The organism is Stenotrophomonas sp. GW821-FHT01H02A (assembly GCF_059422145.1).
In genome coordinates this window covers 53793-76136 of sequence record NZ_JBWKWI010000006.1, presented here as the reverse complement: position 1 = coordinate 76136, position 22344 = coordinate 53793, and the positions used below count along the sequence as shown (strand labels likewise).

Sequence of the window (22344 nt, the reverse complement as noted above, 5' to 3'; positions counted from 1 at the left end):
CAGGAGGTGTCCCCTTCACCCGCGACCCGCAATAATGGCGGCCTCTCTTCCGTCGAGCCGCCATGCCTTCGTTCGAAACCCGCGTCAGCCGCCTCTGGGCGCATGAGAAGGCCAGCTATGGCCTGCGGGTGTTCATCGCGTTGTCGGCGGCCATGGGGCTGTGCTGGTACCTGGACCAGCTGCCTGCCCTGCCCGGCGTGTTCCTGGGCATCATCGCCAGCGCGATCGCCGAGACCGACGACAACTGGTGGGGCCGGATCAAATCGGTGGCGCTGTCGCTGCTGTGCTTCGTCGCCGCTGCAGCGGCGGTGGTGATGCTGTTCCCGCATCCGTGGTGGTTCATCACCGCCCTGGCCGCGGCCACCTTCGGGCTGACCCTGCTCGGCGCGCTCGGCGAGCGCTACGCTTCGATCGCACAGGCCACGGTGACCCTGGCCATCTACACGATGATCGGCCTGGAACAGCACGGCGCGGCCGATCTGTCCCAGGCGATCAATGCCGTGAGTCACCTGCTTGCCGGCGCGGTCTGGTACGCCCTGCTCTCCATCCTGTGGACCGCCCTGTTCGCCAATCGCCCCGTGCGCGAGCGGGTCGCGCGCCTGTATCTGGAACTGGGCCGCTACCTGCAGCTCAAGGCCGATCTGTTCGAACCGGTCCGCGATGCGGACGTGCAGAAGCGCCAGCTCGCCCTGGCCGAGCAGAACCGCCGCGTGGTCGAGGCGCTGAACATCGCCAAGACCGCGATCCTGGCGCGCTTCGGACGCTCCGGCCGGCCCGGCGTGCAGTCCGGGCTGTACCTGCGCCTGTATTACATGGCCCAGGACTTCCACGAGCGCGCCAGCTCCTCGCACTACCCCTACGGCGCGCTGACCGAAGCGTTCTTCCACAGCGACGTGCTGTACCGCTGCCAGCGCCTGCTCGCACTGCAGGGCGAAGCCTGCGCCAACCTCGGCCAGGCGATCCGCCTGCGCCAGCCATTCCAGTACGGCGAGCGCACCAAGCAGGCCACCGCCGACCTCACCGATTCGCTGAGCTGGCTGCGCGCCCAGCACAACCCGCAGTGGCAGCGTCTGCTGGCCTCGCTGGAACTGCTGGGGCACAACCTGCAGAGCATCGAACGCCGCCTGTCCGAGGCCGAGAAGTCCGAGTCCACGCTGGACAACGTCGATACCCGCCTGCGCGATACCAACCCGCACACCCTGCGCGAGATGGGCGTGCGCATCCGCCAGCAGCTCACGCCCGGCTCGGTGCTGTTCCGGCACGGCCTGCGCATGGCGCTGGCGCTGATCGTCGGTTTCGCCGCGATCCGCCTGTTCAACGCCCAGAACGGCTCCTGGGTGCTGCTCACCATCGTGTTCGTGTGCCGCCCGCACTTCGGCGCCACCCGCCAGCGGCTGGCACAACGGATCGCCGGCACGCTGATCGGCCTGGTGCTGACCTGGGCGCTGATGCAGTTGTTCCAGGACCTGCGCATCGAACTGTTGATCGCGCTGCTGTCGGCCCTGCTGTTCTTCTTCACCCGCAGCGATCGCTACCTGGTGGCTTCGGCGGCGATCACGGTGATGGCGCTGACCTGCTTCAACCTGATCGGCGATGGCTTCCTGCTGATCTGGCCGCGGCTGGTGGATACGCTGCTCGGCTGTGCGATCGCGGCGGCGGCGGCGTTCCTGATCCTGCCCGACTGGCAGGGCCGGCGCCTGAACCTGGTGATGGCGCGCGTGCTCGACAACTGCGCCAGGTACCTGCACGCCGTGCTCGGCCAGTACGGCAGTGGCATGCAGGACGATCTGGCCTACCGCATCGCCCGGCGTGACATGCACAACGCCGATGCGGCGCTGTCCACGGCATTGTCGAACATGCTGCGCGAGCCCGGCCACGTGCGCCGCAACCTGGACGCGGGGTTCCGCTTCCTGGCGCTGTCCAACACCCTGCTCGGCCATCTCTCCGCGCTCGGTGCGCACCGTACCCAGCTGGACAGCTACGGCCAGGACCCGCTGGCATTGGCCGGCGGTGAGCGCGTCGAACAGGCGATGCAGCAGATCGCCAGCGCGCTGCAGCAGCGCGAGCCAGTGGCCGAGGACGGCAAAGAGGGCGACCGCGCCCTGGCCGAACAGCTGGAGCAGATCCCGGACGAGATGCCGCCGCAGCTGCAGCTGATCCGCACCCAGATGGGGCTGATGCTGCGCCTGCTGCCCAAGCTGCGCGGCGCCGCCAACGAGGCGGCGCGCACCCTGCGCTGACGCCGCCGCGCCCTCCTGCGGCGCTGCCATGCTGCGCCAACGGTGAGAATGCTAGGCTGCGCCGGTTCGCAAGGAGTCTCCATGTCCGGCCATAGTCAGTTCGCCCTGCTCAGGCAACGTCGTTTCCTGCCCTTCTTCATCGTCCAGGCCCTGGGCGCGTTCAACGACAACGTCTACCGCCAGGCGATCATCGCCCTGCTGTTCTTCCTCGGCACGCCGATCGAAGAGCGCTCGCTGTACACCAACCTGGCGCCGGCGATCTTCATCCTGCCGTACTTCCTGTTCTCGGCGCTGGCCGGCCAGATCGCGGAGAAGCTGGAGAAGTCGCGGCTGATCGTGATCACCACGACCATGGAGATCGCGATCATGTCGCTGGCCGCGCTCGGTTTCCTGACCGAGAGCATGCCGGTGCTGCTGATCGCGCTGTTCTGCACCGGCATGCAGTCCACCCTGTTCGGACCGGTGAAGTACTCGGTGCTGCCCTCGATCCTCAAGCCCGAGGAGCTGACCGGCGGCAACGGCCTGGTCGAGATGGGCACGTCGCTGTCGATCCTGACCGGCATGATCGCCGGCGGTCTGATCTTCACCCTGGCGGGCAGCCATGGCCCGATCGTGGCCGCGACCGCGGTGATCGTGCTGGCGGTGGCCGGCAACCTCACCGCACGGATGATTCCCAAGGTCGATGCCGGCGCGCCGGACCTGAAGATCAACTGGAATCCGCTGCCCGAGTCGCTGGCCGTGCTGCGCATGGCCAAGAAGCAGAAGGCCGTGCGCAACGCGATCCTCGGCGTGTCCTGGTTCTGGTTCGTCGGCACCATGCTGACCTCGCAGCTGCCAACCTACGCCGAAATCAATCTGGGCGGTGGCTCCACGCTGTACATCTTCGCGCTGGCGCTGTTCTCGCTCGGCACCGGCACCGGCTCGCTGCTGTGCGAAAAGCTGTCCGGGCGCACCGTGGAGATCGGCCTGGTGCCGCTGGGCGCGTTCGGCATGACCGCCTTCATGCTCGACCTGTACTTCGCGCGGGTCGGTGAAGCCGCCGCGGCCGGGCTGTCGATCTGGCAGTTCGTGCAGGCGCCGGGCAGCGTGCGCATCATCATCGACCTGGTCGGCATCGGCCTGTTCACCGGCTTCTTCGTGGTGCCGCTGTTCGCATTGATCCAGAGCCGCACGGCCAAGTCGGAGATGTCGCGCGTGTTCGCCGCGCTCAACATCCAGAACTCGGGGTTCATCGTGCTGGCCGCCGGCCTGGGCCTGCTCACCCAGCGCGTGCTGGACTGGACCATTCCGCAGCTGTTCCTGGCCCTGGCGATCGCCAATGCGGTGGTGTCGATCTACATCTTCACGATCGTTCCCGAATTCCTGATGCGCTTCCTCAGCTGGGTGATGGTGCGCACGCTGTATCGGCTGCGCCCACACGGGATCGAGGCCAACGTGCCTGACGAAGGCGCAGCGTTGATCGTGTGCAACCACGTCAGCTACATGGACGCGCTGATCCTGTCGGCGACCCTGCCGCGTCCGGTCCGCTTCGTCATGTATTACAGGATCTTCAACATCCCGGTGATGCGCTGGATCTTCCGCACCGCCAAGGCGATCCCGATCGCCGGCGCGCGCGAGGACCCCGCGCTGATGCAGGCCGCGTTCGACGAGGTGGACAAGGCGCTGGCCGAGGGCGAGCTGGTGTGCATCTTCCCCGAGGGCGCGTTGACCCGCGACGGGCAGATGGGTGCATTCAAATCGGGCGTGGAGAAGATCCTCGAGCGTCGTCCGGTGCCGGTGGTCCCGATGGCGCTGCGCGGGATGTGGTCGAGCATGTGGAGCCGACGCGACACGCGCCTGGGCCGCATGCGGGTGCCACGCCGCTTCCGCGCACATGTCGAGGTGGTTGCGTCTGCGCCGATCGCGGGCGACGTCGCCACGGCATCGCTGCTGGAAGCACAGGTGCGACAACTACGGGGTGATCAGGCCTGAGCCCCGCCCTGCCTGCATGTAACCGTATACATGGCGGCGCGCACATCGGTTAGATTACCGCCGGGGACACCTCGCCCGCGCTGGCCGGCGCGGGCGGACCCTCGATGCCGGACACTGCCGTCGTGCCATCTGTTGCCGATCGTGCGTCATCGCGTGTGTTGTTCGTCCCGGAACCACCCCATACACACCCACCCAAGCAAATGGAGCTTCGCTGATGAATGCCACCGCCCCCCTGCCGCCCGCCCCGGGCAGCATCCCGAATCACCTGATCTGGTCGATCGTCGTCACCATCCTGGCATTCTTCGTGTGCTGCCTGTCGTGCCTGAGCTTCCCGGGCATCGTCACCGGCGTGGTCGCGATCGTGTTCGCCAGCAAGGTCAACGGCCTGCTCAACCAGGGCGACCTGGAAGGCGCGCGTCGTGCCTCCAAGAACGCCAAGATCTGGGCGTGGGTGACCACCGGCTTCCTGATCGCCGGCGTGCTGCTGTTCGTGATCTCGCTGGCCTTCATGGGCGTGGACGGTTACATGGAACAGATGCAGCAGTTCCAGCAGCAGATCGAAAGCGCCAGCTGATGATCGCGCTGCACGGCAAACGCTGGTTGCTGGCGGCGTTGCCGCCGGCCGCCCTGGCGGCCGGCGCGGGGTTGTGGGTGCTGCGGCACTACGACCCCAACAGCGCCAGCAGTCCGTTCCCGCCGTGCAGCTTCCTGGCGGTCACCGGTTATTACTGCATTGGCTGCGGGCTGACGCGTGCGCTGCACGCGCTGGCCCATGGCGATGTGGTCACCGCATTCTCGATGAACCCCTTGGCGATGCTGATGCTGGCCATCGCGCCGCTGGTCATCGGCTGGGCGCTGGGCTGGCGGCCCCGCGTGCTGCAACCGCTGATCACGCTGTTGATGAAACCCGCGTTCTGGCTGACGCTGCTGCCGGCGTACTGGATCGCACGCAACCTGCCCTGGGTACCCTTTACCTGGTTGGCGCCCGGCTGAGCGCGAACCGCTAGGTCACCCAGCCGGCAATCACCAGCAGCGCCAGCACCGCCATCCACAGCAGCAGCATGCGCCACACCAGGCTCATCGCATCGCGCAGCTCCGGCAGACGACGCCATACCGGCACCATGCCCGCATCGCTGTAATCGTGGGCATCCTCGCGCAGCTCGGCACTCACGCTTGCGCGCGCGACCGCACCGAGGAAATGCGTGGAAGCCGACCACTGGTTGCCATGCGCCTCGCGCCACGCCTTGAACGCCGTATCGAAGTTGCCGACCAGCGCCATCGACAGCGACATCAGCTGCGCCACCGGCCATTCCAGCCAGGACAGCACCACGCGCGCACCGGCAACCGCTTCCACGCTGGCCAGCGAACGCATCGGGCCGACCGCCAGCAACGCCAGCAGGCGATACAGCAGCGCACCGACCGGACCGAGCAGCAGGAACCAGAACAGCACGGCGAACCAGCGGCGCAGCGCGTTGAGCACGGTCGCTTCCACCAGTGAAGGGACGTCTTCGTGCAGGCTGCCACCGGCCGACTGCAGCTGCGCGATCGCCAGGTGACGAGCATGGGCATCATCGGCATCGATCACCGCCTCGACGTCGCGGTCCAGATCGCGCGGCCCCCAGCACATCACCAGCACCAGCACGCCCAGCAGCAGCGACGGCAGGCCGTAGACCCGATCATCGAAGAGCCATTGGATCAGGCCCAGCACCACGACGAACGGCAGCACCGCCAACCAGGCACCCTTGCGTCCGCGCCAGGCGCCGTCTTCGGCAGCATGTCGGTCCAGCCACTGCAGCCAGCGCCGGAAGAGGCCGAAACGGCGCAGCGCGACGGCCGCACCCGGCGCGACATGGCCCAGGGCCAAGGCAACCAGCACGGCGACCAGGGTGGTGAACATGTATGCCTCCGGCTCGGGACGTTGAACGCGCCGCTACTATGCCTTGCGGCCCGGCAATTCCCCGGGCCGTTGGTAATGTACCGCGCCGCGTGTTCAGCCTGCGGCAACGGCAGGCGACGCTCAGCCGACCTGCTGGCGGTACCAGTGCTCGATCAGGCTGCGCGAGATCGAGATCGGCGGGGACAGGCGGATGCCTTCGCCGTCGTCTTCGACATCCCGGGCCAAGGCCGCGCCCACTTCCTCGGCGGTGAACCAGCGCGCATCTTCCAGCTCGCCGTTCACGGTCGGCACGTCGTCTTCGGCCGTCGCCGCAAAGCCCAGCATCAACGCACCGGGGAACGGCCACGGCTGGGTACCCAGGTAGCGGCACTCGCGCACGCGCACCCGGCTTTCCTCGAAGACTTCACGGACCACGGTCTGTTCCAGCGATTCACCGGGCTCGACGAAGCCGGCCAGCACCGAATAGCGGCGCGGGGCCCAGTTGGCCTGGCGGCCAAGCAACAGCCGACCCTGGTTTTCGACGGCCACGATCACGGCCGGATCCACCCGCGGGTAGTGTTCGGTGGCGCACTGGCCGCAGCGCCCGACGAAGCCACCGCGGCTGAAGGTCACCGCGCCGCCGCACACGCCGCAGAAGCGGGTGCGCGACTGCCAGTACGACATGCCGCGTGCGTAACAGAAGGCGGTGGAATCGGCGACGGACCAGGTCGCCGCGGACTGCCGCAGGTCGACCCGCTGCGGGGCCGTCACCGACAGCCCGGCAGCCTCCATCGAGAACCACGCCTGCTCGCCGCGCAGGCCGAGGAAGATCGCGGTACCCGGGCCGCCACCCAGTTCGGCGCCGGTCAGTGGCAGGGGCTGGCCATCATGGCCGGCCAGCGCGGTGCCATCCTGGTCGAGCACCAATACGCGCGCGTCCGGCCACAGGCGCAACAACGCTTCGGCGTCATCGCGCAGGGTATCGGCGCGCTCCAACGGTTCGCTGACGAAGGCGAAACCGGAAAGCTGCGAAGAGAATTTGGACATCGCAAGAGCCTGCCCACATTCGGCGGGACTGGCAAGCGGCAACCGACCATCAGGACGGTTGCGCGCGCATTACATGCTGAAACTGCTGCCGCAGCCGCAGGTGGTCTTCGCGTTCGGGTTGCGGATCACGAACTGCGCCCCGGTCAGGCTCTCGGTGTAATCCACCTCGGCGCCCATCAGGTACTGCAGGCTCAGCGGATCGACCAGCAGGGTGACACCGGCGGTATCGACCGCCAGATCGTCCTCGGCACGGTTCTCATCGAACTCGAACCCGTACTGGAAGCCGGAACAGCCACCGCCTTCGATATAGACGCGCAGGGCGAGGGCAGCGTTGCCCTCATCCTGGATCAGCTCCTTGACCTTGGCCGCAGCGGCCTCGGTGAAGTTCAGCGGACGGTCCAGGGACTGGTAGTTCGGCGCGGCGGCGGGTGCGCCGGGCAGGGAAACAAGCGTGCTCATGCTCCCAGCATGGGGCTGCATGAGCACGGTTTCAAGGTGTCGCGCGGGCGCGATTCAGGCCATCGCCTCGGCCAGCTTCTTGCGGGCCGCGGTGTCCTTGCCCTTGCCCTGGTCCGCTTCCCCGGACGGCGGCGGCAGGGCCATCTGCGCCGAGGTGTGGATCAGGCGGCCGGTCAGCTGGGCGCCGGCGTGCATTTCCACCACCTGGTAGTGGATGTTGCCCGTGACCCGGGCGCTGGGGGTCAGCTCGACCCGCTCGCTGGCGTGGACATCGCCGTCCAGGCGGCCGCTGATGACCACGACCTGGGCCCGGATCTCGCCCTCGATGGCGCCGTGCTCGGCCACCGTCAGGGTGGCGTTGCTGGCGCCGTCCTGGGCAACCACCTTGCCCAGGATGGTGCCTTCCACGTACAGGCCACCACTGAATTCCACGTCCCCGCGGATCACCACCTGCGCGCCGATCAGCGCGTCCACGACCAGATGTCCGTCGCGGTTGGACTTGTTGCTGCCAAACATGGGCTTACTCCCCTTCTTTTGCCGATGCCGCCGGTGCCCCGGCCTGCTTCCAATCGAATACCTGGGTGGCGCCCCCCGCGCCCGATCCCAGCGTGACCCGCACACGTTGCGGGGTGAAGCCTTGCGGCAGCATCACACTGCCGGTGAGCTGCTGGAAGTACCGGAAGGAATATTCCTGGCCCGGCACCTTGGTGCGCTGGTGCAGCTCGTCCCAGCTGACCGAGGTCAGCTTGCCGTCCTTGACGCCTTCGACCGTGAAACGCATCTGCCCTTGGCTGATCGCCCCGCGGTTCAGGTTCTGGGTCAGCACCACGGCGTACTGCCAGGTGCCCCCGGTCTCCGGCGAGAACTCCACCGAATGGGTGTTCAGGCCCTTGCGCTGGCTGGTCGCACCGACCAGCCGCTCGTAGAAGGCCACGTCGGCGCGCAGGCCGGCGATTTCTTCATCGCGCTCGCCCAGCGAGACCTGGACCTCGGTATTGGCGGCGCGGCTGATGCGGTCGGAGGCCTGCAGGGTGGCCTGGCGCTGCTGCAGCTCGATGAGTTGCTGCTGGAGGCGCTCGTTGCGGGTCTCGGCGGCCTTGAGCTGGGTGCCGACGTCGCCGCCGGGCGAGCCCAGCCAGGCGCCGAGCAGCACGGCGAGGATCAGCGACAACAGCCAGGCACCGCCCAGCACCAGCAGGCGCTTGCGGTCCTGCACGGGCGGCGTGCCCGGCCGACGGATCTGGATGCGGGAAGGTGTGGGCTTGTTCATGGAAGGCCCCTGTCTGGAACGACGGGCTAGTGTAAGTCAGGGGCAAGGCCTTGTCCGCGCAGGTCCGGCATCGGGGCAGTGGCGTTCATGGACGCCATCCACGATAGTGTGCGCCTGTGCACATTCTGCAGCCGGAGCGCGTGCCATGACCGAAGCCCACCTGTTCGTGATCGGCATCCTGCTGGCCTGGCTGGCCGGCATTCGCGTGTACCTGACCGTGTTCGGTGTCGGCCTGGCCGGCCTGCTCGGCTGGGTCGACCTGCCGCCCGCGCTGCAGGCCACGGAGTCCTGGTGGGTATTGGGCACCTCGGCCGTGCTGGCGGTCGCCGAATTCTTCGCCGACAAGATCCCCGGGGTCGACTCGGTCTGGGACCTGGTCCAGACCCTGGCCCGGGTACCGGCCGGTGCGTTCCTGGCGGCCGCCACACTCTCGCCCAGCGGTGAACTCAGCGGCACCGCGCTCGTGGCCGGGGCCGGCGTGGCCCTGGCCAGCCATGGACTGAAGTCCGGCACCCGCGCCCTGCTCAACACCTCGCCCGAACCGGCCAGCAACTGGGTCGCCTCGGCCGCCGAAGACACCGTGGTGGTCGGCGGGCTGGCGCTCGCCTTGGCGCATCCGTGGCTCGCGCTGATCCTGGTGGTGACGTGCAGCCTGATCGGTGCGTTGATCGTCTGGATGATCTGGCGGACGTTGTGGAAGGGGATGCGCTGGTTGATGCGCCAGGCCGACAGTGGCCAGACGCAGGTCAAACCGGGCACGCTGCCACGCTGAGGCGTGCCCCGCCCTCGAGCGTTCATCGCATAATTGCGGCGCAGACTGGGAGTACTGATGGCCGTTCACGACAACGTTGTTGCATCCCCCCGCGCCGTGCGCGCTGAAACGCCGCCGGCCGACCACTGGCAGCGCTGGCAGAGCCAAGCCTCGCCCGCGCCCGTGGCGCACAGCAATGTCGTGGCGCTGAATCCCGCGCCGGCCAGTCCACCGCCGTTGCTGCCGCCGATGGCCAGCGACGCGGGTGAGATGGCGCCACCCGGCATCGATTCGCCTTACCGCGTCCTGATCGTCGAGGACGACCGCTCGCAGGCCCTGTTCGCGCAGAGCGTGCTGCACGGCGCCGGCATGCAGGCGCTGGTGCACAGTGACGCCGAAGGCGTGCAGCAGGCCATCGCCGAGCACCGCCCCGACCTGATCCTGATGGACCTGCATCTGCCCGGCCTGGATGGCATGCGCCTGACCGCGCTGATCCGCCAGCAACCCGGCCAGCAGCTGTTGCCGATCGTGTTCCTCAGTGGCGATCCGGATCCGGAGCGCCAGTTCGAGGTGCTCGACAGCGGTGCCGACGATTTCCTCAGCAAGCCGATCCGCCCGCGCCATCTGATCGCGGCCGTTTCCAACCGGATCCGTCGCGCCCGTGCACAGGCCGCCTCGCAGGCGGGCAGCGCCGGTGCGCCGGCGATGAACAACCCCGAGACCGGGCTGCCGACCCGCCATCATGTGATGCAGGAGCTGGGCGCATCGCTCGCGCACCGTGATCGCGGCGGCCTGTTCTTCATCGAGATCGCCAGCGCGCTGGGCCTGCGCGAACGCTACGGCTATGCGGCGTTCGAGCGCCTGATGACCCAGGCCGGCCAGCGCCTGGCCGACGCTGCCCAGCCGCACCTGCTGGCACGTTTGAACGACAACAGTTTCCTGGTCCTGGCCCGCGATGCCGACGAAGACACGCTGGATGCGATGGCGCATGCGCTGCGCGACCCTCTGTCCACCCGCGCCTTCGTGATCCGGGATGACGAATCGGTGCATCTGCGCGGCGTGGTCGGTCATGCCCAGCTGTCGCCGGGCTTCTCCGATGCGGGCAGCGCACTGGAGGCCGTCGAACGCACCACGCTGCAGGCCCGCCTGCTCACCGCCGGCGTGGCGGCGTATGTCCGCCGCGAGGACGTGGCCGCGCAGGAACATCTGGCGCTGCTGGAGGGCCAGTTGGAACTCGCCTACCAGCCGATCGTCGCCGTGGCCGGCGGCAACACCGCGCAGTACCAGGTGCTGCTGCGGTTGCGCCAGGCCGATGGCAGCGTGCTGGCCGCCGGCCAGGTGATCCCGGCCGCCGAGGCAGCCGGGCGCATCGCCGATCTGGACCAGCAGGTGCTCGACCACGCGCTGGGCCTGCTGGATCTGTATCGCCACGCCGCGCAGCCGCTGCACCTGTTCGTCTCGCAGTCGCTGCGCACGCTGGCCCGCGATGCCTTCGGCGACTGGCTGCTGGAGTCGCTGGCCAGCCGGCAGATCGATGGCAGCGCACTGGTCATCGACGTGCGCCTGCCCGACGCCCTGATCCACACCGTCACCCTCCAGCAGTTCTGCACGCGCGTGCACGCGGCCGGCGTGCGCTTCTGCCTGAGCCAGTTCGAGCCGGGCGATGAAGCCAATGCGTTGATGGCACAGCTGCCGCTGGCCTATGTGCGCATGGCCGCGCGCTTCTCCAACAGCCACGCCAACCAGCAGACCCGCGACGAGCTGCGCGCGGCGATCGACCTGGCGCACCGCGCCGGGCTGCGCATCATCGGCCAGCAGATCGAAGACCCGCAGGCCGCGGCGGCGATGTGGATCAGCGGGGTCGATTTCATCCAGGGCAACATGGTCCAGTCCGCCGGCAGCGAACTGAACTTCGACTTCCAGAACTCGGTGCTCTGAGCATGGGACGCCACGGACGGCCAACTCCCTCCCCCGCCCCGGCCTCGCTGTGGATCGCCGCCGGGGCCGCTGCGGTATGCGCGACCGCGGGCGTCATGGCACGGATCGGCGCCAATGGCCCGTGGATCGACATCGCCGCCGGCACCGGCGTGCTGGCCGTGCTCGCGGCGGTGCAGGCCGTACGCCGCTGGCGCGAGGCACAGGACCAGCTGCATACGCTGCAGCAGCGCAGCGAATCACTGCTGCTCGAACGCGATCAACTGCAGCAGCGCCGACAGCAGCAGAACCAGCTGGAACAGGAACTGCTCAGCGCCAAGCAGGCGGCCGAAGCCGCGGCGCTGGCCAAGGGTGAGTTCCTGGCCACGATGAGCCATGAGATCCGCACCCCGCTCAACGGCATCCTGCCGATGCTCGATCTGATCGCGCGCGGTCAACTCGGCAGCGACCAGCGGCAGATGCTGCAGACCGCCGCGACCAGCTCGCAGCAGCTGCTGCGCATCGTCGATGACATCCTCGATTACTCCCGGCTGGAGGCCAAGGGCCTGAACCTGGAGATCACCACGTTCAACCTGCGCGAACTGCTCGAAGGTCTGGTGCAGTTGATGCAGCGCGCCGCCGATCCCAAGGGCCTGCAGCTCTCGCTGGACCTGGACCCGGCGGTGCGGCTGTCGGTCCGCGGCGACCCGGTACGGCTGCGCCAGGTGCTCAGCAACCTGCTGGTCAACGCGATCAAGTTCACCGAGCGCGGCCAGATCCGGCTGCGCGTGCTGCGCCAGGGCGAGACCAACGCACAACACCAGCTGCGGTTCGAGATCGCCGACAGCGGCATCGGCATCGACGAGGCATTGCAGGCGCGCCTGTTCCAGTCGTTCAGCCAGGCCGACGCCTCCACCACGCGCCTGTACGGCGGCACCGGGCTGGGCCTGGCGATCTGCAAGCGCATCATCGATCTGATGCACGGTCGCATCGGCGTGCATTCCACGCCGGGGCACGGGGCCACGTTCTGGTTCGAGATCCCGCTGCTGAAGGTGATCGGCGACCTGCCCGCCATCGGCAACATGCGCCGCGCGCTGCTGATCACGCGCGATGCGTTGCTGGCCCAGCGCATCGAGCGCGTGACCCAGCACCACGACCTGCGCCTGCACACGGTGGAGACCAGCGCCGAGGCGATCGACGTGCTGCGCGCGCCCCAGCGCCCCGGCATCGATCCGGCGCTGGCGTGGGTCATCGCCGACACCGACGGCCTGCGTCATGGCACCCAGGCGCTGCAGAAGGCACTGGCCGGCAACGAGCGGCATGCGGGCGCGCGGCTGCTGTGGCTGTATGGCGACGAGGCACCCGCGCCCGAGGCGCTTGGCCCGGGACCGGCGTTGTCGCGACAGGTCGCGGACAGCGAGCTGCACGCACTGCTGCGGCCGGTGGTCGCCAGCGCACGTCCGGCCGCGCTGCTGGCCGAGGTGGAGTACGCGGGCTCGCCCGCGGCATTGCCGCAGTTCCCGTTGCGCGTGCTGCTGGTGGAGGACAACAGCGTCAACCTGCTGGTCGCCCAGCGCCTGCTGCAGGTACTGGGCTGCGACGTGGAGACTGCCACGCAGGGGGAGCAGGCCCTGGAAGCGCTGCACGACCGGCGCTTCGATGTGGTCCTGATGGATTGCCAGATGCCGGTGCTGGATGGCTACGACGCCACCCGCCGCTGGCGCGCAGACGAAGCCGCGCGCGGCACCACGCGGCTGCCGATCGTAGCGATGACCGCCAACGCGATGGCCGGCGACCGCGAGCGCTGCCTGCAGGCCGGCATGGACGACTATCTGTCCAAACCGATCAACCGCGAAACCCTGCAGGCCGTGCTGGCACGCTGGGGCAGTGCAATGACCGATGAGGCAGCGGTCGCATCGCCGCCGCCCTGGGCGCAGTCGCCTGCACCGCCTGCGGCGGCGCCGCTACGCGACGAAACGCCAGTCCCGGTGCTCGATCAGGACGTGCTGGATGAACTGCTGGACGTGATCGGCGCGGATACCGCGCGCATCATCGGCGTGTTCCTGGATGACACGCCACCGTTGATCCGGCAGCTGCAGGACGCCTCGGTCGCGGCGGACCTGGACCAGCTGCGCGCGTTGGCGCACAGCCTCAAGTCCGCCAGTGCGAATGTGGGCGCGATGGCCCTGTCGGCGGCGGCCTGGCGGATCGAACATGATGCCCGCGCCGGCACGCTGGAGCGCCCCGCGGTGGCGGTGGCGCTGTTGATCGCCGAATTCGCGCGTGCACGGATCGCGTTGGCCGGCTATCACGCCCGGCTGCGCGCCCCGTTGCAGGGCTGATTCAGTCTTCGATCTTGGTCAGCAGGTAGTTCGGTTCGCCGATGCGCTCGATCAGGTCCAGCTGCGTTTCCAGCCAGTCGATGTGCTCTTCCTCGGACTCGAGGATCTTCACGAACAGCTGGCGGCTGACGTAGTCGCCGATCGAATCGGCATAGGCCACCGCTTCACGCAGCGTCACCACCCCGTCGCGTTCCAGGCTGAGGTCGCACTGCAGGATCTCGGCCGGGTTTTCGCCGATGCGCAGCTTGCCCAGGGCCTGGAAGTTCGGCAGGCCTTCGAGGAAGAGGATGCGGTCGGACAGGATGTCCGCATGCTTCATCTCTTCGATCGATTCCTTGTACTCGTGATCGGCGAGCTCCTTCAGGCCCCAGTTCTTCAGCATCTTGGCGTGCAGGAAGTACTGGTTGATGGCGGTCAGCTCGTTGTAGAGGACCTTGTTGAGGAATTCGATGACTTTGGCGTCGCCCTTCATGAGCGTGCTCCTGCTGCGTGGAATCGCGGGCACTGTAGCGCGTCGCGTGGGCGCATGAGGGAACGCGAATCGTGCTCAGTTGCGGCCCGCGGCGGCGCGGGCGGGGCTCAGGCGGCCTGCAGGCCCAATACCGGCAGCGGCAGATCGTGGGTGGCGCTGAACTTGGCCAGCAGGTCGGCCGCCATGTCCAGGCAGGAGCCGCAGGTGGCGCCGCAGCCGGTGCGCATCGTCAACTCGGACACGCTCGCGACACCGCTCTGGGCGGCTTCGCGGATCTGATGGTCGGTAACCCCGTTGCAGATGCAGACGTACACGTGCGGACTCGGCAGGCAGGCCCGGATCGGCCTGTTGCTATTCCAATCGAAACGAGAATGGTTGTCAATTTCGAACCTGAATCATTCTCGATACGGTTCAGAGCCGCCGGGCATGGCTCAGACCGCGCCCGGCTCACCCTTGGCCTTGCGCGGCCAGTACCCACCGCCGCGCTTGGGCGTGGTGCGCTTGCGCGGGCGGTCGTGGCCGGCGGCATTGCCGGGCATCCAGGCCTCCTGGGCGGACTTGGGCATCGATTCCACCCCGGTCCCGGCCACTCCCCGCGCCAGTGGCGCCAGATGGCGCAGGGCGCGCGCGTAGACGCCCCGTTTGAACATCACCACGTGCTCCACCGGGTACCAGAAATCGACCCAGCGCCACTGGTCGAATTCGGGGCTGTCGGTGTGGTCCAGGGTGACGTGGGATTCGTCCCCGGCCAGGCGGAGCAGGAACCACACCTGCTTCTGGCCGATACAGACCTGCCGTTCATTGCGGCGGATGGCCCGTGCCGGCAGCCGATAGCGCAGCCAACCCGGCGTCGCCCCGAGCACTTCAACGTGCTCCGGCAACAGCCCGGTTTCTTCCTGCAACTCGCGATACATGGCTTCGACAGGCGTCTCGTCGGTGTTCATGCCACCCTGCGGGAACTGCCAGCCATCCCGGCGCACGCGTCGTGCCCAGAAAACCTGCCCATCCTGCCGCATCAGCACAATACCGACGTTCGGTCGATAGCCGTCCGGATCGATCACGATGCGGACTCCTAGAAAAATCTACTGATCGGGACTGTGCCACGCCCGCTGCCCACTCACAAGCGCGGTGAAAAAGTGTTGACAGATTCCAGATACATCTCCAGAATTACCGGCTCCCTGAGGCTATGTAGCTCAGCCGGTTAGAGCACAGCACTCATAATGCTGGGGTCGGTGGTTCGAGTCCACCCATAGCCACCAAGTTCGCTTGGTTTTTCAGGGAGAAAGTGCAATAATTGCACGCACATTTTGCCCCGTCGCCAAGCGGTAAGGCACCTGACTCTGACTCAGGCATTCGGTGGTTCGAATCCATCCGGGGCAGCCAAACAAACAGAAAAGGCCGATCGAAAGATCGGCCTTTTCTGTTTGTTTGGGCGTTTGTCCGGGCGCGAAGCGCCCGGACCCCACACCTTGCGCAGCAAGGTGTCGGCGCCAGCCCTCTCCTCCCACACCCCCGCGCCTGACGGCGCGCGCCCCTTGCACTCCACGGGGGCTGTTTCACCAGAAAGAAGATGGGCGCTGCCAGGTGGAGCATTGAAGGACACCCCAGCGACGGGCCTGGATGCTCGAGGCGTGAACCATGCCCCCCCGGAAACGACAAAAGCCCGGCCGAAGCCGGGCTTTTACGTACCTCCCAGGGGGATCCCGAAGGATCCCACGCCAGGCGCGATGGATCAGCGCTTGGAGAACTGGGTGGCGCGACGTGCCTTGTGCAGGCCGACCTTCTTACGCTCGACTTCACGGGCGTCACGGGTCATGAAGCCAGCCTTGCGCAGCTCGGACTTCAGGGTTTCGTCGTACTCGACCAGCGCGCGGGCGATGCCCAGGCGGATCGCACCGGCCTGACCGGTGGTACCACCGCCAGCGGCGGTGACCATGATGTCGAAGCTTTCGGTGTTCTTGGTCAGTTCCAGCGGCTGACGCACGATCATGCGTGCAGTCTCACGGCCAAAGAACTCGTCCAGCGGACGGCCATTGACGGTGATGTTGCCGGCGCCCTTGCGCAGGAACACGCGGGCGGTGGAGGACTTGCGGCGGCCGGTGCCGTAGTTTTGCGTGATAGCCATGATTAGATATCCAGAACCTGAGGCTGCTGAGCGGCGTGCGGGTGCTCGGAACCCGAGTACACCTTGAGCTTGCGGTACATGGCGCGGCCCAGCGGGCCCTTCGGCAGCATGCCCTTGACGGCGGTCTCGATGACGCGCTCCGGGTGGCGCTCAAGCGCCTGGGCCAGAGTTTCGGTCTTCAGGTTGCCGATGTAGCCAGTGAAGCGGTGGTACAGCTTGTCCTGCAGCTTGTTGCCGGTGACGGCAATCTTTTCTGCATTGATGACAACCAGGTAATCACCGGTATCAACGTGAGGGGTGTAGACCGGCTTGTGCTTGCCGCGCAGACGGCGGGCCAACTCGGTGGACAGACGGCCCAGCGTCTTGCCGGAAGCGTCGACGAGATACCAGTCGCGCTGGACGGTCTCGGACTTTGCAGTGAAAGTGCTCATGAAAGAACTCAAGTAGGTCGGGCTCATTACGGCGCAGTACGGCCGGAACTCTGCCACGCGTTGTGAAGAGGCGGGATTGTACTGGCCATCCCCACCACATGCAAGTTGACCCCGATCCAGGCTTGGCACACCGGCCCCATGGGGCGAGAATCGACGGTCCCCCGCCGCGACACCGCCTGCCATGACCGCGCTCCGCCAGACCACCCCGCTCGACCACCTGCTGACCGAAGCCCAGCGGGCCCTGGATACGGTGTTCGGCAATCCGCCGGCCAGCCGCCCCTACCCGGCCGAGGCCACCCCGGACGTACAGATGGCCGCTCCCGAGCGCCGCCACGCGGCCGGGCTGATGCGCATCAACCATGTCGGCGAAGTCTGCGCCCAGGGCCTGTACTTCGGCCAGGCTGCGGTCGCCCGCGAGCCGGAAACCCGCGCCCACCTGCTGGATGCCGCCCAGGAAGAGACCGATCACCTGGCCTGGTGCGCCCGGCGCCTGCGCGAACTGGACAGCCGCCCCAGCCTGTTCAACCCGATCTGGTATGCCGGCAGCTACACCATCGGCACCCTCGCCGGCCTGCGCGGCGATGGCTGGAACCTGGGCTTCGTGGTGGAAACCGAGCGTCAGGTCGAAGCCCACCTGGACGAGCACCTGGACACCCTGCCCCCGGCCGACCTGCGCAGCCGCGAGGTGATCAAGGTGATGAAGATCGACGAGGCGCGCCACGCCGACCACGCCGAGCACGCCGGCGCGCGGAAGCTGCCGCCGCCGATTCCGGGCGTGATGGCGCTGGCCTCCAAGGTCATGAAGACCATCGCGTACCGGTTGTAACGGCGTATCGACCAACGGTCGATATCGACCGGAACGGCACGCGCGGCATGAGTTGCGGGCCGGCGGGCCACCGGTAGCGCCCGACCGTTGGTCGGGCGACGATCAGGCAGAGACCAGCTTCAGCCCGATCACGCCGGCCACGATCAACGCGATGCAGGCCAGCCGCGACGGCGAGGCACTGTCGCCGAACAGGAAGATGCCCAGCATCGCCACGCCCAGCGCGCCGATACCGGTCCAGATCGCATACGCGGTGCCGACCGGGATGGATTTCATGGCCTGGCTCATCAGATACAGGCTGACCAGCGCGGCCGCGACGGTGGCCAGGGTGGGAAGGGGCTTGCTGAAGCCTTCGGAGTACTTCATTCCGATGGCGAAGCCGATCTCGAACAGACCGGCGACCAGAAGATAGATCCAGGGCATGGGGGAACTCCTTGGGTTAACAAAAACAAAACGGCCCGGTGTTTTCACACCGGACCGTCGTCGGTAGCTGCCGTGGAACCGGGTTTTGCGCAAACACCGGTTCCACAGGGCGGGCCGTCCCGCCTGGACGACGCCGCCCGGGCCAGGCCCGGGCGACATCGCAGGAAGTGCCTTACTCGGCCAGGTTGCGCCCGTGGAACAGCTCTTCGATCTCACGACGCAGCAGCGCCTCGATCTTCATGCGTTCCTTGAACGACAGGTTCTTGGCCTTCTCTTCGAACAGGTACTGATCCAGGTCGAAGTCCTTCAGGTGCATCTTCGTGTGGAAGATGTTTTCCTGGTAGACGTTGACATCGAACATCTCGTACCGCGACTTGATGTTCTTGGCCAGGAAGTTCTGGATCGAGTTGATCTTGTGATCGATGTAATGCTTCTTGCCCTTCACATCACGGGTGAAGCCACGCACGCGGTAATCCATGATCACGATGTCCGATTCCAGACTCTCGATCAGGTAGTTCAGCGCTTTCAGCGGGGAAATCACGCCACAGGTGGCCACATCGATGTCCGCGCGGAACGTGGCGATGCCCTCCTGCGGATGGGTTTCCGGGTAGGTATGGACGGTGATGTGGCTCTTGTCCATGTGCGCGACCACGGCATCGGAGATCAGCTCCTTGCCGGCCTGCTTCTTGTCGATCACCGGCTCTTCCGAGATCAGGATCGTCACCGAGGCACCCTGGGGGTCGTAGTCCTGGCGGGCCACGTTCAGGATGTTCGCGCCGATGATCTCGGCAACGTCGGTCAGGATCTGAGTCAGCCTATCGGCGTTGTACTCTTCATCAATATATTCGATGTAACGCTGACGCTCCTCTTCGGTGCGGGCGTAACAGACGTCATAGATGTTGAAGCTCAGCGCCTTGGTGAGGTTGTTGAAACCCTGCAACCTCAGGCGAGGCAACGGCTTGACCACGGCGGTCGATCCTGTGTGTGGTGGGAAAGAAGTAATTATGGGGCAAAGTGATCGGGGGCGAAACTTGCATTGAAACGAGTACCTGTGCTCGGTTTGCCCTTAACAATTCGGATCGTTAAGCTCCCGGCACATAGCCGTGAATTCTTCATGAGCAATCGGAGCGCCTCAACGTGTCAACTGTGCGCCTTGCCACAAGTCCATTGGCCCTGGATATCGCAACAATCGATCGCTTCCTGGCCCACAGCCACCGCCGCCGTTATCCCGCCCGTACCGACGTGTTCCGTCCGGGGGATCCGGCCGGCACCCTCTACTACGTGATCAGTGGCTCAGTCTCAATAATGGCTGAGGAAGATGACGATCGTGAGCTGGTGCTGGGCTACTTCGGCTCGGGAGAGTTCGTCGGCGAGATGGGGCTGTTCGTCGAATCGGACCGCCGCGAGGTGATCCTGCGCACCCGCACCCCCTGCGAGCTGGCTGAAATCAGTTACGAGCGCCTGCATCAGCTGTTCCTGGGCCCGCTCTCGGCCGATGCCCCGCGCCTGCTCTATTCGATCGGCCAGCAGCTCTCCAAGCGCCTGCTCGACACCAGCAGGAAAGCCAGCCGGCTGGCCTTCCTGGACGTGACCGACCGTATCGTGCGGACCCTGCACGACCTGTCGCGCGAACCGGAGGCGATGAGCCACCCGCAGGGCACCCAGCTGCGCGTCTCGCGCCAGGAGCTGGCCCGCCTGGTCGGCTGCTCGCGTGAAATGGCCGGTCGCGTACTGAAGAAGCTGCAGACCGACGGGCAACTGCATGCGCGCGGCAAGACCGTCGTTCTGTACGGCACCCGTTGAGCTTGCCCTGGTAGTGCCGGCCGCTGGCCGGCACTCCCGCCCCATTTGCCGCTAGGCTGTCGCCATGGAGCTTGGCAGTGAATTCTATTGGTTCATCCTGATCGGCCTGGGCGCCCAGCTGGTCGATGGCGCGCTGGGCATGGCGTTCGGGCTGGTGTCGTCCTCGGTGATGCTGAGCATGGGGCTGCCGCCGGCGGCGGTCAGCGCCAGCGTCCACACCGCCGAAGTCTTCACGACCGGAGCCTCCGGGGTCTCGCACCTGGCTGCCGGCAACGTGGATCGCCGCCTGTTCCTGCGCCTGGCGCTGCCCGGTGCGGTCGGTGGCGTGGTCGGGGCCTACGTGCTGACCCAGCTGCCCGGTGACGTGATCCGCCCCTTCATCTATATGTATCTGCTGGTGCTGGCGATCTTCATCCTGCTGCGCGCGGCCGGCCGGATGCTGCCCGCGCAGGAAGTGAAGCGGGTGCCGCTGCTGGGCTTCGTGGCCGGCCTGCTGGATGCCAGCGGCGGCGGCGGTTGGGGACCGGTGGCCACGTCCACCCTGCTCGCCCGCGGCGGCAAGGCCCGCACCACCATCGGTACGGTCAACGCCGCCGAGTTCGTGGTGACCCTCGCCGTGTCGATCACGTTCCTGCTGACCATGGGCGTGCAGTACCTGAACATCGTCGCCGGGCTGCTGATCGGCGGGATGATGGCCGCGCCGATCGCCGCGATTCTGGTCAAGAACGTCAAGGAACGCTGGGTGCTGATCGCCGTCGGCGTGCTGGTGCTGGGCATCAGCCTGTACCAGATCAGCCACGCGATCGTGCAGTGGCGCGCCGGCTGAGCCGGACGCGACACGCGTTCACCCCGCCCCGGGTGCCTTCAGTCCCGCATCAGACCGGATCGCCGGCCCGGTCGACACAGCCCCAGTTGAGCACCGGCGTGCCCGCCGGCAGCACACGCCGGAAGTACTCCACCCGCGACGCCTTGGGATTGACCACCACCGGTGCGGCGGCCGCCAGCAGCAGCGGCAGGTCGGCACTGCTGTCGGAGTAGGCGACGTCGATCTCGCCATAGCCGCGCTCGCGCAGCATCCGCATCTTTTCTTCGTTGTGGCAGTGCCGGGTAGCGATCACCGCGCCCAGGAACGGGCCGACCTCGCTGCCGATCACCGGCACGCCCTGGTGGGCGACGAAGGCCAGGATCGCGCGGGCCAGCTCCGGCGGCGCGCCGGTGGCGACCACCACGCGGTCACCGGCAGCGCGGTGACGGGCAAACACGTCCAGCGCGACCGGCAACAGGCGGCGGCGGATATCGGCCTCGTGCTTGAGCACGTAGCGGTCGATCACCTTGTTGAACTCACGCGCCCGGTGCAGCCCGAAGGTGGCGATCCAGACATAGCCGGAGATGCCGCGGCGGCGGGTCGGCAGGAACGCCACCAGCGGGCCGAGCAGCGGCGTGGCCACGATCGCGGCCAACAGCCGCAGCGGGTTGCGCTTGATCAGCCAGGCGAACAGATGGCTGCCGGAATCGCCGTCATACAGGGTGTGATCGAAATCGAAGACCACCAGCGGGGCGTCGTCGCGCGGCGTTGGGTAGATCGCTGTCATGCGCTGAAGAATAGCTGACGCAGGCCCTCGCCGGGCTCTTCCACGCGCATGAAGGCCTCGCCGACCAGGAACGCATTGACCCCGGCCTCGCGCATCACGGTGACATCGGCCGGGCCGAGGATGCCGCTTTCGGTGACCAGCAGGCGGTCACGTGGCACGGCCTGGCGCATGTCCAGCGTGGTCTGCAGCGACACCTCGAAGGTACGCAGGTTGCGGTTGTTGATGCCGATCAGCGGCACCGGCACCTGGATGGCACGCTCGAGCTCGTCGATGTCGTGCACTTCCACCAGCACGTCCATGCCCAGCTGCATGGCCAGGTCGGACAGCTCGGCCAGCTGGCGATCATCCAGCGCGGCGACGATCAGCAGGATGCAGTCGGCGCCAAGCACGCGCGCTTCGTACACCTGGTAGGCATCGATCACGAAGTCCTTGCGCAGCACCGGCAGCGTGCACGCGTCGCGGGCCTGCTGCAGGTATGCATCGGCCCCCTGGAAGAAATCCACGTCGGTCAGCACCGACAGGCAGCTGGCGCCGCCGAATTCGTAGCTCACCGCGATATCGGCCGGATGGAAGTCCGGACGGATCACGCCCTTGGACGGGCTGGCCTTCTTGATCTCGGCGATCACGGCCGGGTTGCCGGCGGTGATCGAGGCGCGCAGCGCATCGGCGAACCCACGTACCGGCGGGGCCTGTTCCACGCGCGCGATCAGCGCCTCCAGCGGCACCTGGGCACGGCGTGCGGCGACTTCTTCGGCCTTGCGGGCCAGGATGGTATCGAGGATGTCGCTCATGTCATTGGGGGTCC

The 22344-nt window shown here is 67.1% G+C and carries 24 protein-coding genes and 2 tRNA genes; 12 read left to right on the top strand and 14 right to left on the bottom strand.

Annotated features, from left to right (window positions below):
* The first annotated feature begins 62 nt into the window (after positions 1-62).
* From yccS to AC07WC_RS10855, 4 genes are all read left to right on the top strand, one after another.
* Entirely contained in the window at positions 63-2240 is a 2178-nt protein-coding gene (gene yccS, locus AC07WC_RS10870; RefSeq protein ID WP_495210003.1) for a YccS family putative transporter, read from the top strand.
* 81 nt (positions 2241-2321) lie between these two features.
* Positions 2322-4211, top strand: a complete 1890-nt coding sequence (locus tag AC07WC_RS10865) for an MFS transporter (RefSeq protein WP_495210002.1) — start codon at positions 2322-2324, stop codon at positions 4209-4211.
* 214 nt (positions 4212-4425) lie between these two features.
* A complete protein-coding gene (locus tag AC07WC_RS10860) occupies positions 4426-4785 on the top strand; it encodes a CD225/dispanin family protein (protein ID WP_495210001.1) in 360 nt (119 codons plus the stop codon).
* A complete protein-coding gene (locus tag AC07WC_RS10855) occupies positions 4785-5204 on the top strand; it encodes a DUF2752 domain-containing protein (RefSeq protein ID WP_495210000.1) in 420 nt (139 codons plus the stop codon). Before AC07WC_RS10860 ends, AC07WC_RS10855 begins: the two co-directional genes overlap by 1 nt.
* A 10-nt stretch (positions 5205-5214) precedes the next feature.
* On the opposite strand, the gene ampE is transcribed toward AC07WC_RS10855, so the two are convergent.
* The 5 genes from ampE to AC07WC_RS10830 all read right to left on the bottom strand — a co-directional run bounded on the left by ampE (position 5215) and on the right by AC07WC_RS10830 (position 8863).
* On the bottom strand, positions 5215-6108 hold the full coding sequence (ampE, locus tag AC07WC_RS10850) for a regulatory signaling modulator protein AmpE (protein WP_495209999.1): 894 nt from the start codon (positions 6106-6108) through the stop codon (positions 5215-5217).
* A 120-nt stretch (positions 6109-6228) separates the two neighbouring features.
* Positions 6229-7134 carry an NAD(+) diphosphatase gene (gene nudC, locus AC07WC_RS10845; protein WP_495209998.1) on the bottom strand — a complete coding sequence of 302 codons (906 nt, stop codon included), beginning with the start codon at positions 7132-7134 and terminating at the stop codon, positions 6229-6231.
* Positions 7135-7203: 69 nt separating this feature from the next.
* Positions 7204-7593, bottom strand: a complete 390-nt coding sequence (erpA, locus tag AC07WC_RS10840) for an iron-sulfur cluster insertion protein ErpA (RefSeq protein WP_019185327.1) — start codon at positions 7591-7593, stop codon at positions 7204-7206.
* A gap of 54 nt (positions 7594-7647) precedes the next feature.
* The gene (locus tag AC07WC_RS10835; protein ID WP_495209997.1) at positions 7648-8109 is read right to left on the bottom strand and encodes a bactofilin family protein; all 462 of its coding nucleotides are present in this window, start codon (positions 8107-8109) and stop codon (positions 7648-7650) included.
* A 4-nt stretch (positions 8110-8113) separates the two neighbouring features.
* Positions 8114-8863, bottom strand: a complete 750-nt coding sequence (locus tag AC07WC_RS10830) for a DUF6776 family protein (RefSeq protein ID WP_495209996.1) — start codon at positions 8861-8863, stop codon at positions 8114-8116.
* Between the two features lie 145 nt (positions 8864-9008).
* Here AC07WC_RS10830 and AC07WC_RS10825 point away from each other — a divergent pair, with 145 nt between their 5' ends.
* From AC07WC_RS10825 to AC07WC_RS10815, 3 genes are read left to right on the top strand one after another with little or no spacing between them, the layout of a single operon-like run.
* Entirely contained in the window at positions 9009-9635 is a 627-nt protein-coding gene (locus AC07WC_RS10825) for a DUF4126 domain-containing protein (protein WP_495209995.1), read from the top strand.
* A gap of 57 nt (positions 9636-9692) precedes the next feature.
* Positions 9693-11552, top strand: a complete 1860-nt coding sequence (locus AC07WC_RS10820; RefSeq protein WP_495209994.1) for an EAL domain-containing protein — start codon at positions 9693-9695, stop codon at positions 11550-11552.
* A 53-nt stretch (positions 11553-11605) separates the two neighbouring features.
* The gene (locus AC07WC_RS10815; RefSeq protein ID WP_495210147.1) at positions 11606-13870 is read left to right on the top strand and encodes a hybrid sensor histidine kinase/response regulator; all 2265 of its coding nucleotides are present in this window, start codon (positions 11606-11608) and stop codon (positions 13868-13870) included.
* Position 13871: 1 nt separating this feature from the next.
* Here the strand turns inward: AC07WC_RS10815 and bfr are convergent, their stop codons facing one another.
* From bfr to AC07WC_RS10800, 3 genes are all read right to left on the bottom strand, one after another.
* Positions 13872-14342 carry a bacterioferritin gene (gene bfr, locus AC07WC_RS10810; protein WP_019185321.1) on the bottom strand — a complete coding sequence of 157 codons (471 nt, stop codon included), beginning with the start codon at positions 14340-14342 and terminating at the stop codon, positions 13872-13874.
* 107 nt (positions 14343-14449) lie between these two features.
* Entirely contained in the window at positions 14450-14656 is a 207-nt protein-coding gene (locus AC07WC_RS10805) for a (2Fe-2S)-binding protein (protein ID WP_019185320.1), read from the bottom strand.
* A 117-nt stretch (positions 14657-14773) separates the two neighbouring features.
* Positions 14774-15403 carry an RNA pyrophosphohydrolase gene (locus tag AC07WC_RS10800; protein WP_088433581.1) on the bottom strand — a complete coding sequence of 210 codons (630 nt, stop codon included), beginning with the start codon at positions 15401-15403 and terminating at the stop codon, positions 14774-14776.
* Between the two features lie 121 nt (positions 15404-15524).
* Between AC07WC_RS10800 and AC07WC_RS10795 the strand changes: the two genes are divergently transcribed.
* Positions 15525-15601, top strand: a tRNA-Met gene (locus AC07WC_RS10795).
* A gap of 49 nt (positions 15602-15650) precedes the next feature.
* Positions 15651-15725: transfer RNA gene (locus tag AC07WC_RS10790), tRNA-Gln, on the top strand.
* A 349-nt stretch (positions 15726-16074) separates the two neighbouring features.
* On the opposite strand, the gene rpsI is transcribed toward AC07WC_RS10790, so the two are convergent.
* Positions 16075-16467, bottom strand: coding sequence for a 30S ribosomal protein S9 (gene rpsI, locus AC07WC_RS10785; RefSeq protein WP_017354549.1), 393 nt, complete (start codon positions 16465-16467; stop codon positions 16075-16077).
* Between the two features lie 2 nt (positions 16468-16469).
* Positions 16470-16898 carry a 50S ribosomal protein L13 gene (gene rplM, locus AC07WC_RS10780; protein WP_017354548.1) on the bottom strand — a complete coding sequence of 143 codons (429 nt, stop codon included), beginning with the start codon at positions 16896-16898 and terminating at the stop codon, positions 16470-16472.
* A gap of 181 nt (positions 16899-17079) precedes the next feature.
* Between rplM and coq7 the strand changes: the two genes are divergently transcribed.
* Complete coding sequence (coq7, locus tag AC07WC_RS10775) at positions 17080-17724, top strand: 2-polyprenyl-3-methyl-6-methoxy-1,4-benzoquinone monooxygenase (RefSeq protein WP_495209993.1); 645 nt, start codon at positions 17080-17082, stop codon at positions 17722-17724.
* Between the two features lie 102 nt (positions 17725-17826).
* Here the strand turns inward: coq7 and sugE are convergent, their stop codons facing one another.
* Together sugE and speD are read right to left on the bottom strand one after the other, a co-directional pair.
* On the bottom strand, positions 17827-18144 hold the full coding sequence (gene sugE / locus AC07WC_RS10770) for a quaternary ammonium compound efflux SMR transporter SugE (protein ID WP_046273055.1): 318 nt from the start codon (positions 18142-18144) through the stop codon (positions 17827-17829).
* A gap of 172 nt (positions 18145-18316) precedes the next feature.
* Positions 18317-19111 (bottom strand): adenosylmethionine decarboxylase, encoded by a 795-nt coding sequence (gene speD / locus AC07WC_RS10765; RefSeq protein ID WP_019185315.1) that lies wholly within the window; start codon positions 19109-19111, stop codon positions 18317-18319.
* A gap of 170 nt (positions 19112-19281) precedes the next feature.
* Between speD and crp the strand changes: the two genes are divergently transcribed.
* Positions 19282-19947, top strand: coding sequence for a cAMP-activated global transcriptional regulator CRP (gene crp, locus AC07WC_RS10760; RefSeq protein ID WP_088433580.1), 666 nt, complete (start codon positions 19282-19284; stop codon positions 19945-19947).
* Positions 19948-20011: 64 nt separating this feature from the next.
* Positions 20012-20773, top strand: a complete 762-nt coding sequence (locus AC07WC_RS10755) for a sulfite exporter TauE/SafE family protein (protein ID WP_495209992.1) — start codon at positions 20012-20014, stop codon at positions 20771-20773.
* A 49-nt stretch (positions 20774-20822) separates the two neighbouring features.
* Here AC07WC_RS10755 and AC07WC_RS10750 read toward each other — a convergent pair whose 3' ends face one another.
* Both AC07WC_RS10750 and trpC read right to left on the bottom strand, forming a co-directional pair.
* The gene (locus AC07WC_RS10750; protein ID WP_495209991.1) at positions 20823-21539 is read right to left on the bottom strand and encodes a haloacid dehalogenase-like hydrolase; all 717 of its coding nucleotides are present in this window, start codon (positions 21537-21539) and stop codon (positions 20823-20825) included.
* Positions 21536-22330 carry an indole-3-glycerol phosphate synthase TrpC gene (trpC, locus tag AC07WC_RS10745; RefSeq protein WP_495209990.1) on the bottom strand — a complete coding sequence of 265 codons (795 nt, stop codon included), beginning with the start codon at positions 22328-22330 and terminating at the stop codon, positions 21536-21538. Before trpC ends, AC07WC_RS10750 begins: the two co-directional genes overlap by 4 nt.
* Positions 22331-22344: the final 14 nt, after the last annotated feature.

Coding starts and splice junctions, on each gene's coding strand:
- yccS (WP_495210003.1), top strand. CDS start 63: ATGCCTTCGTTCGAAACCCGCGTCAGCCGCCTCTGGGCGCATGAGAAG.
- AC07WC_RS10865 (WP_495210002.1), top strand. CDS start 2,322: ATGTCCGGCCATAGTCAGTTCGCCCTGCTCAGGCAACGTCGTTTCCTG.
- AC07WC_RS10860 (WP_495210001.1), top strand. CDS start 4,426: ATGAATGCCACCGCCCCCCTGCCGCCCGCCCCGGGCAGCATCCCGAAT.
- AC07WC_RS10855 (WP_495210000.1), top strand. CDS start 4,785: ATGATCGCGCTGCACGGCAAACGCTGGTTGCTGGCGGCGTTGCCGCCG.
- ampE (WP_495209999.1), bottom strand. CDS start 6,108: ATGTTCACCACCCTGGTCGCCGTGCTGGTTGCCTTGGCCCTGGGCCAT.
- nudC (WP_495209998.1), bottom strand. CDS start 7,134: ATGTCCAAATTCTCTTCGCAGCTTTCCGGTTTCGCCTTCGTCAGCGAA.
- erpA (WP_019185327.1), bottom strand. CDS start 7,593: ATGAGCACGCTTGTTTCCCTGCCCGGCGCACCCGCCGCCGCGCCGAAC.
- AC07WC_RS10835 (WP_495209997.1), bottom strand. CDS start 8,109: ATGTTTGGCAGCAACAAGTCCAACCGCGACGGACATCTGGTCGTGGAC.
- AC07WC_RS10830 (WP_495209996.1), bottom strand. CDS start 8,863: ATGAACAAGCCCACACCTTCCCGCATCCAGATCCGTCGGCCGGGCACG.
- AC07WC_RS10825 (WP_495209995.1), top strand. CDS start 9,009: ATGACCGAAGCCCACCTGTTCGTGATCGGCATCCTGCTGGCCTGGCTG.
- AC07WC_RS10820 (WP_495209994.1), top strand. CDS start 9,693: ATGGCCGTTCACGACAACGTTGTTGCATCCCCCCGCGCCGTGCGCGCT.
- bfr (WP_019185321.1), bottom strand. CDS start 14,342: ATGAAGGGCGACGCCAAAGTCATCGAATTCCTCAACAAGGTCCTCTAC.
- rpsI (WP_017354549.1), bottom strand. CDS start 16,467: ATGGCTATCACGCAAAACTACGGCACCGGCCGCCGCAAGTCCTCCACC.
- rplM (WP_017354548.1), bottom strand. CDS start 16,898: ATGAGCACTTTCACTGCAAAGTCCGAGACCGTCCAGCGCGACTGGTAT.
- coq7 (WP_495209993.1), top strand. CDS start 17,080: ATGACCGCGCTCCGCCAGACCACCCCGCTCGACCACCTGCTGACCGAA.
- sugE (WP_046273055.1), bottom strand. CDS start 18,144: ATGCCCTGGATCTATCTTCTGGTCGCCGGTCTGTTCGAGATCGGCTTC.
- AC07WC_RS10755 (WP_495209992.1), top strand. CDS start 20,012: ATGGAGCTTGGCAGTGAATTCTATTGGTTCATCCTGATCGGCCTGGGC.
- AC07WC_RS10750 (WP_495209991.1), bottom strand. CDS start 21,539: ATGACAGCGATCTACCCAACGCCGCGCGACGACGCCCCGCTGGTGGTC.
- trpC (WP_495209990.1), bottom strand. CDS start 22,330: ATGAGCGACATCCTCGATACCATCCTGGCCCGCAAGGCCGAAGAAGTC.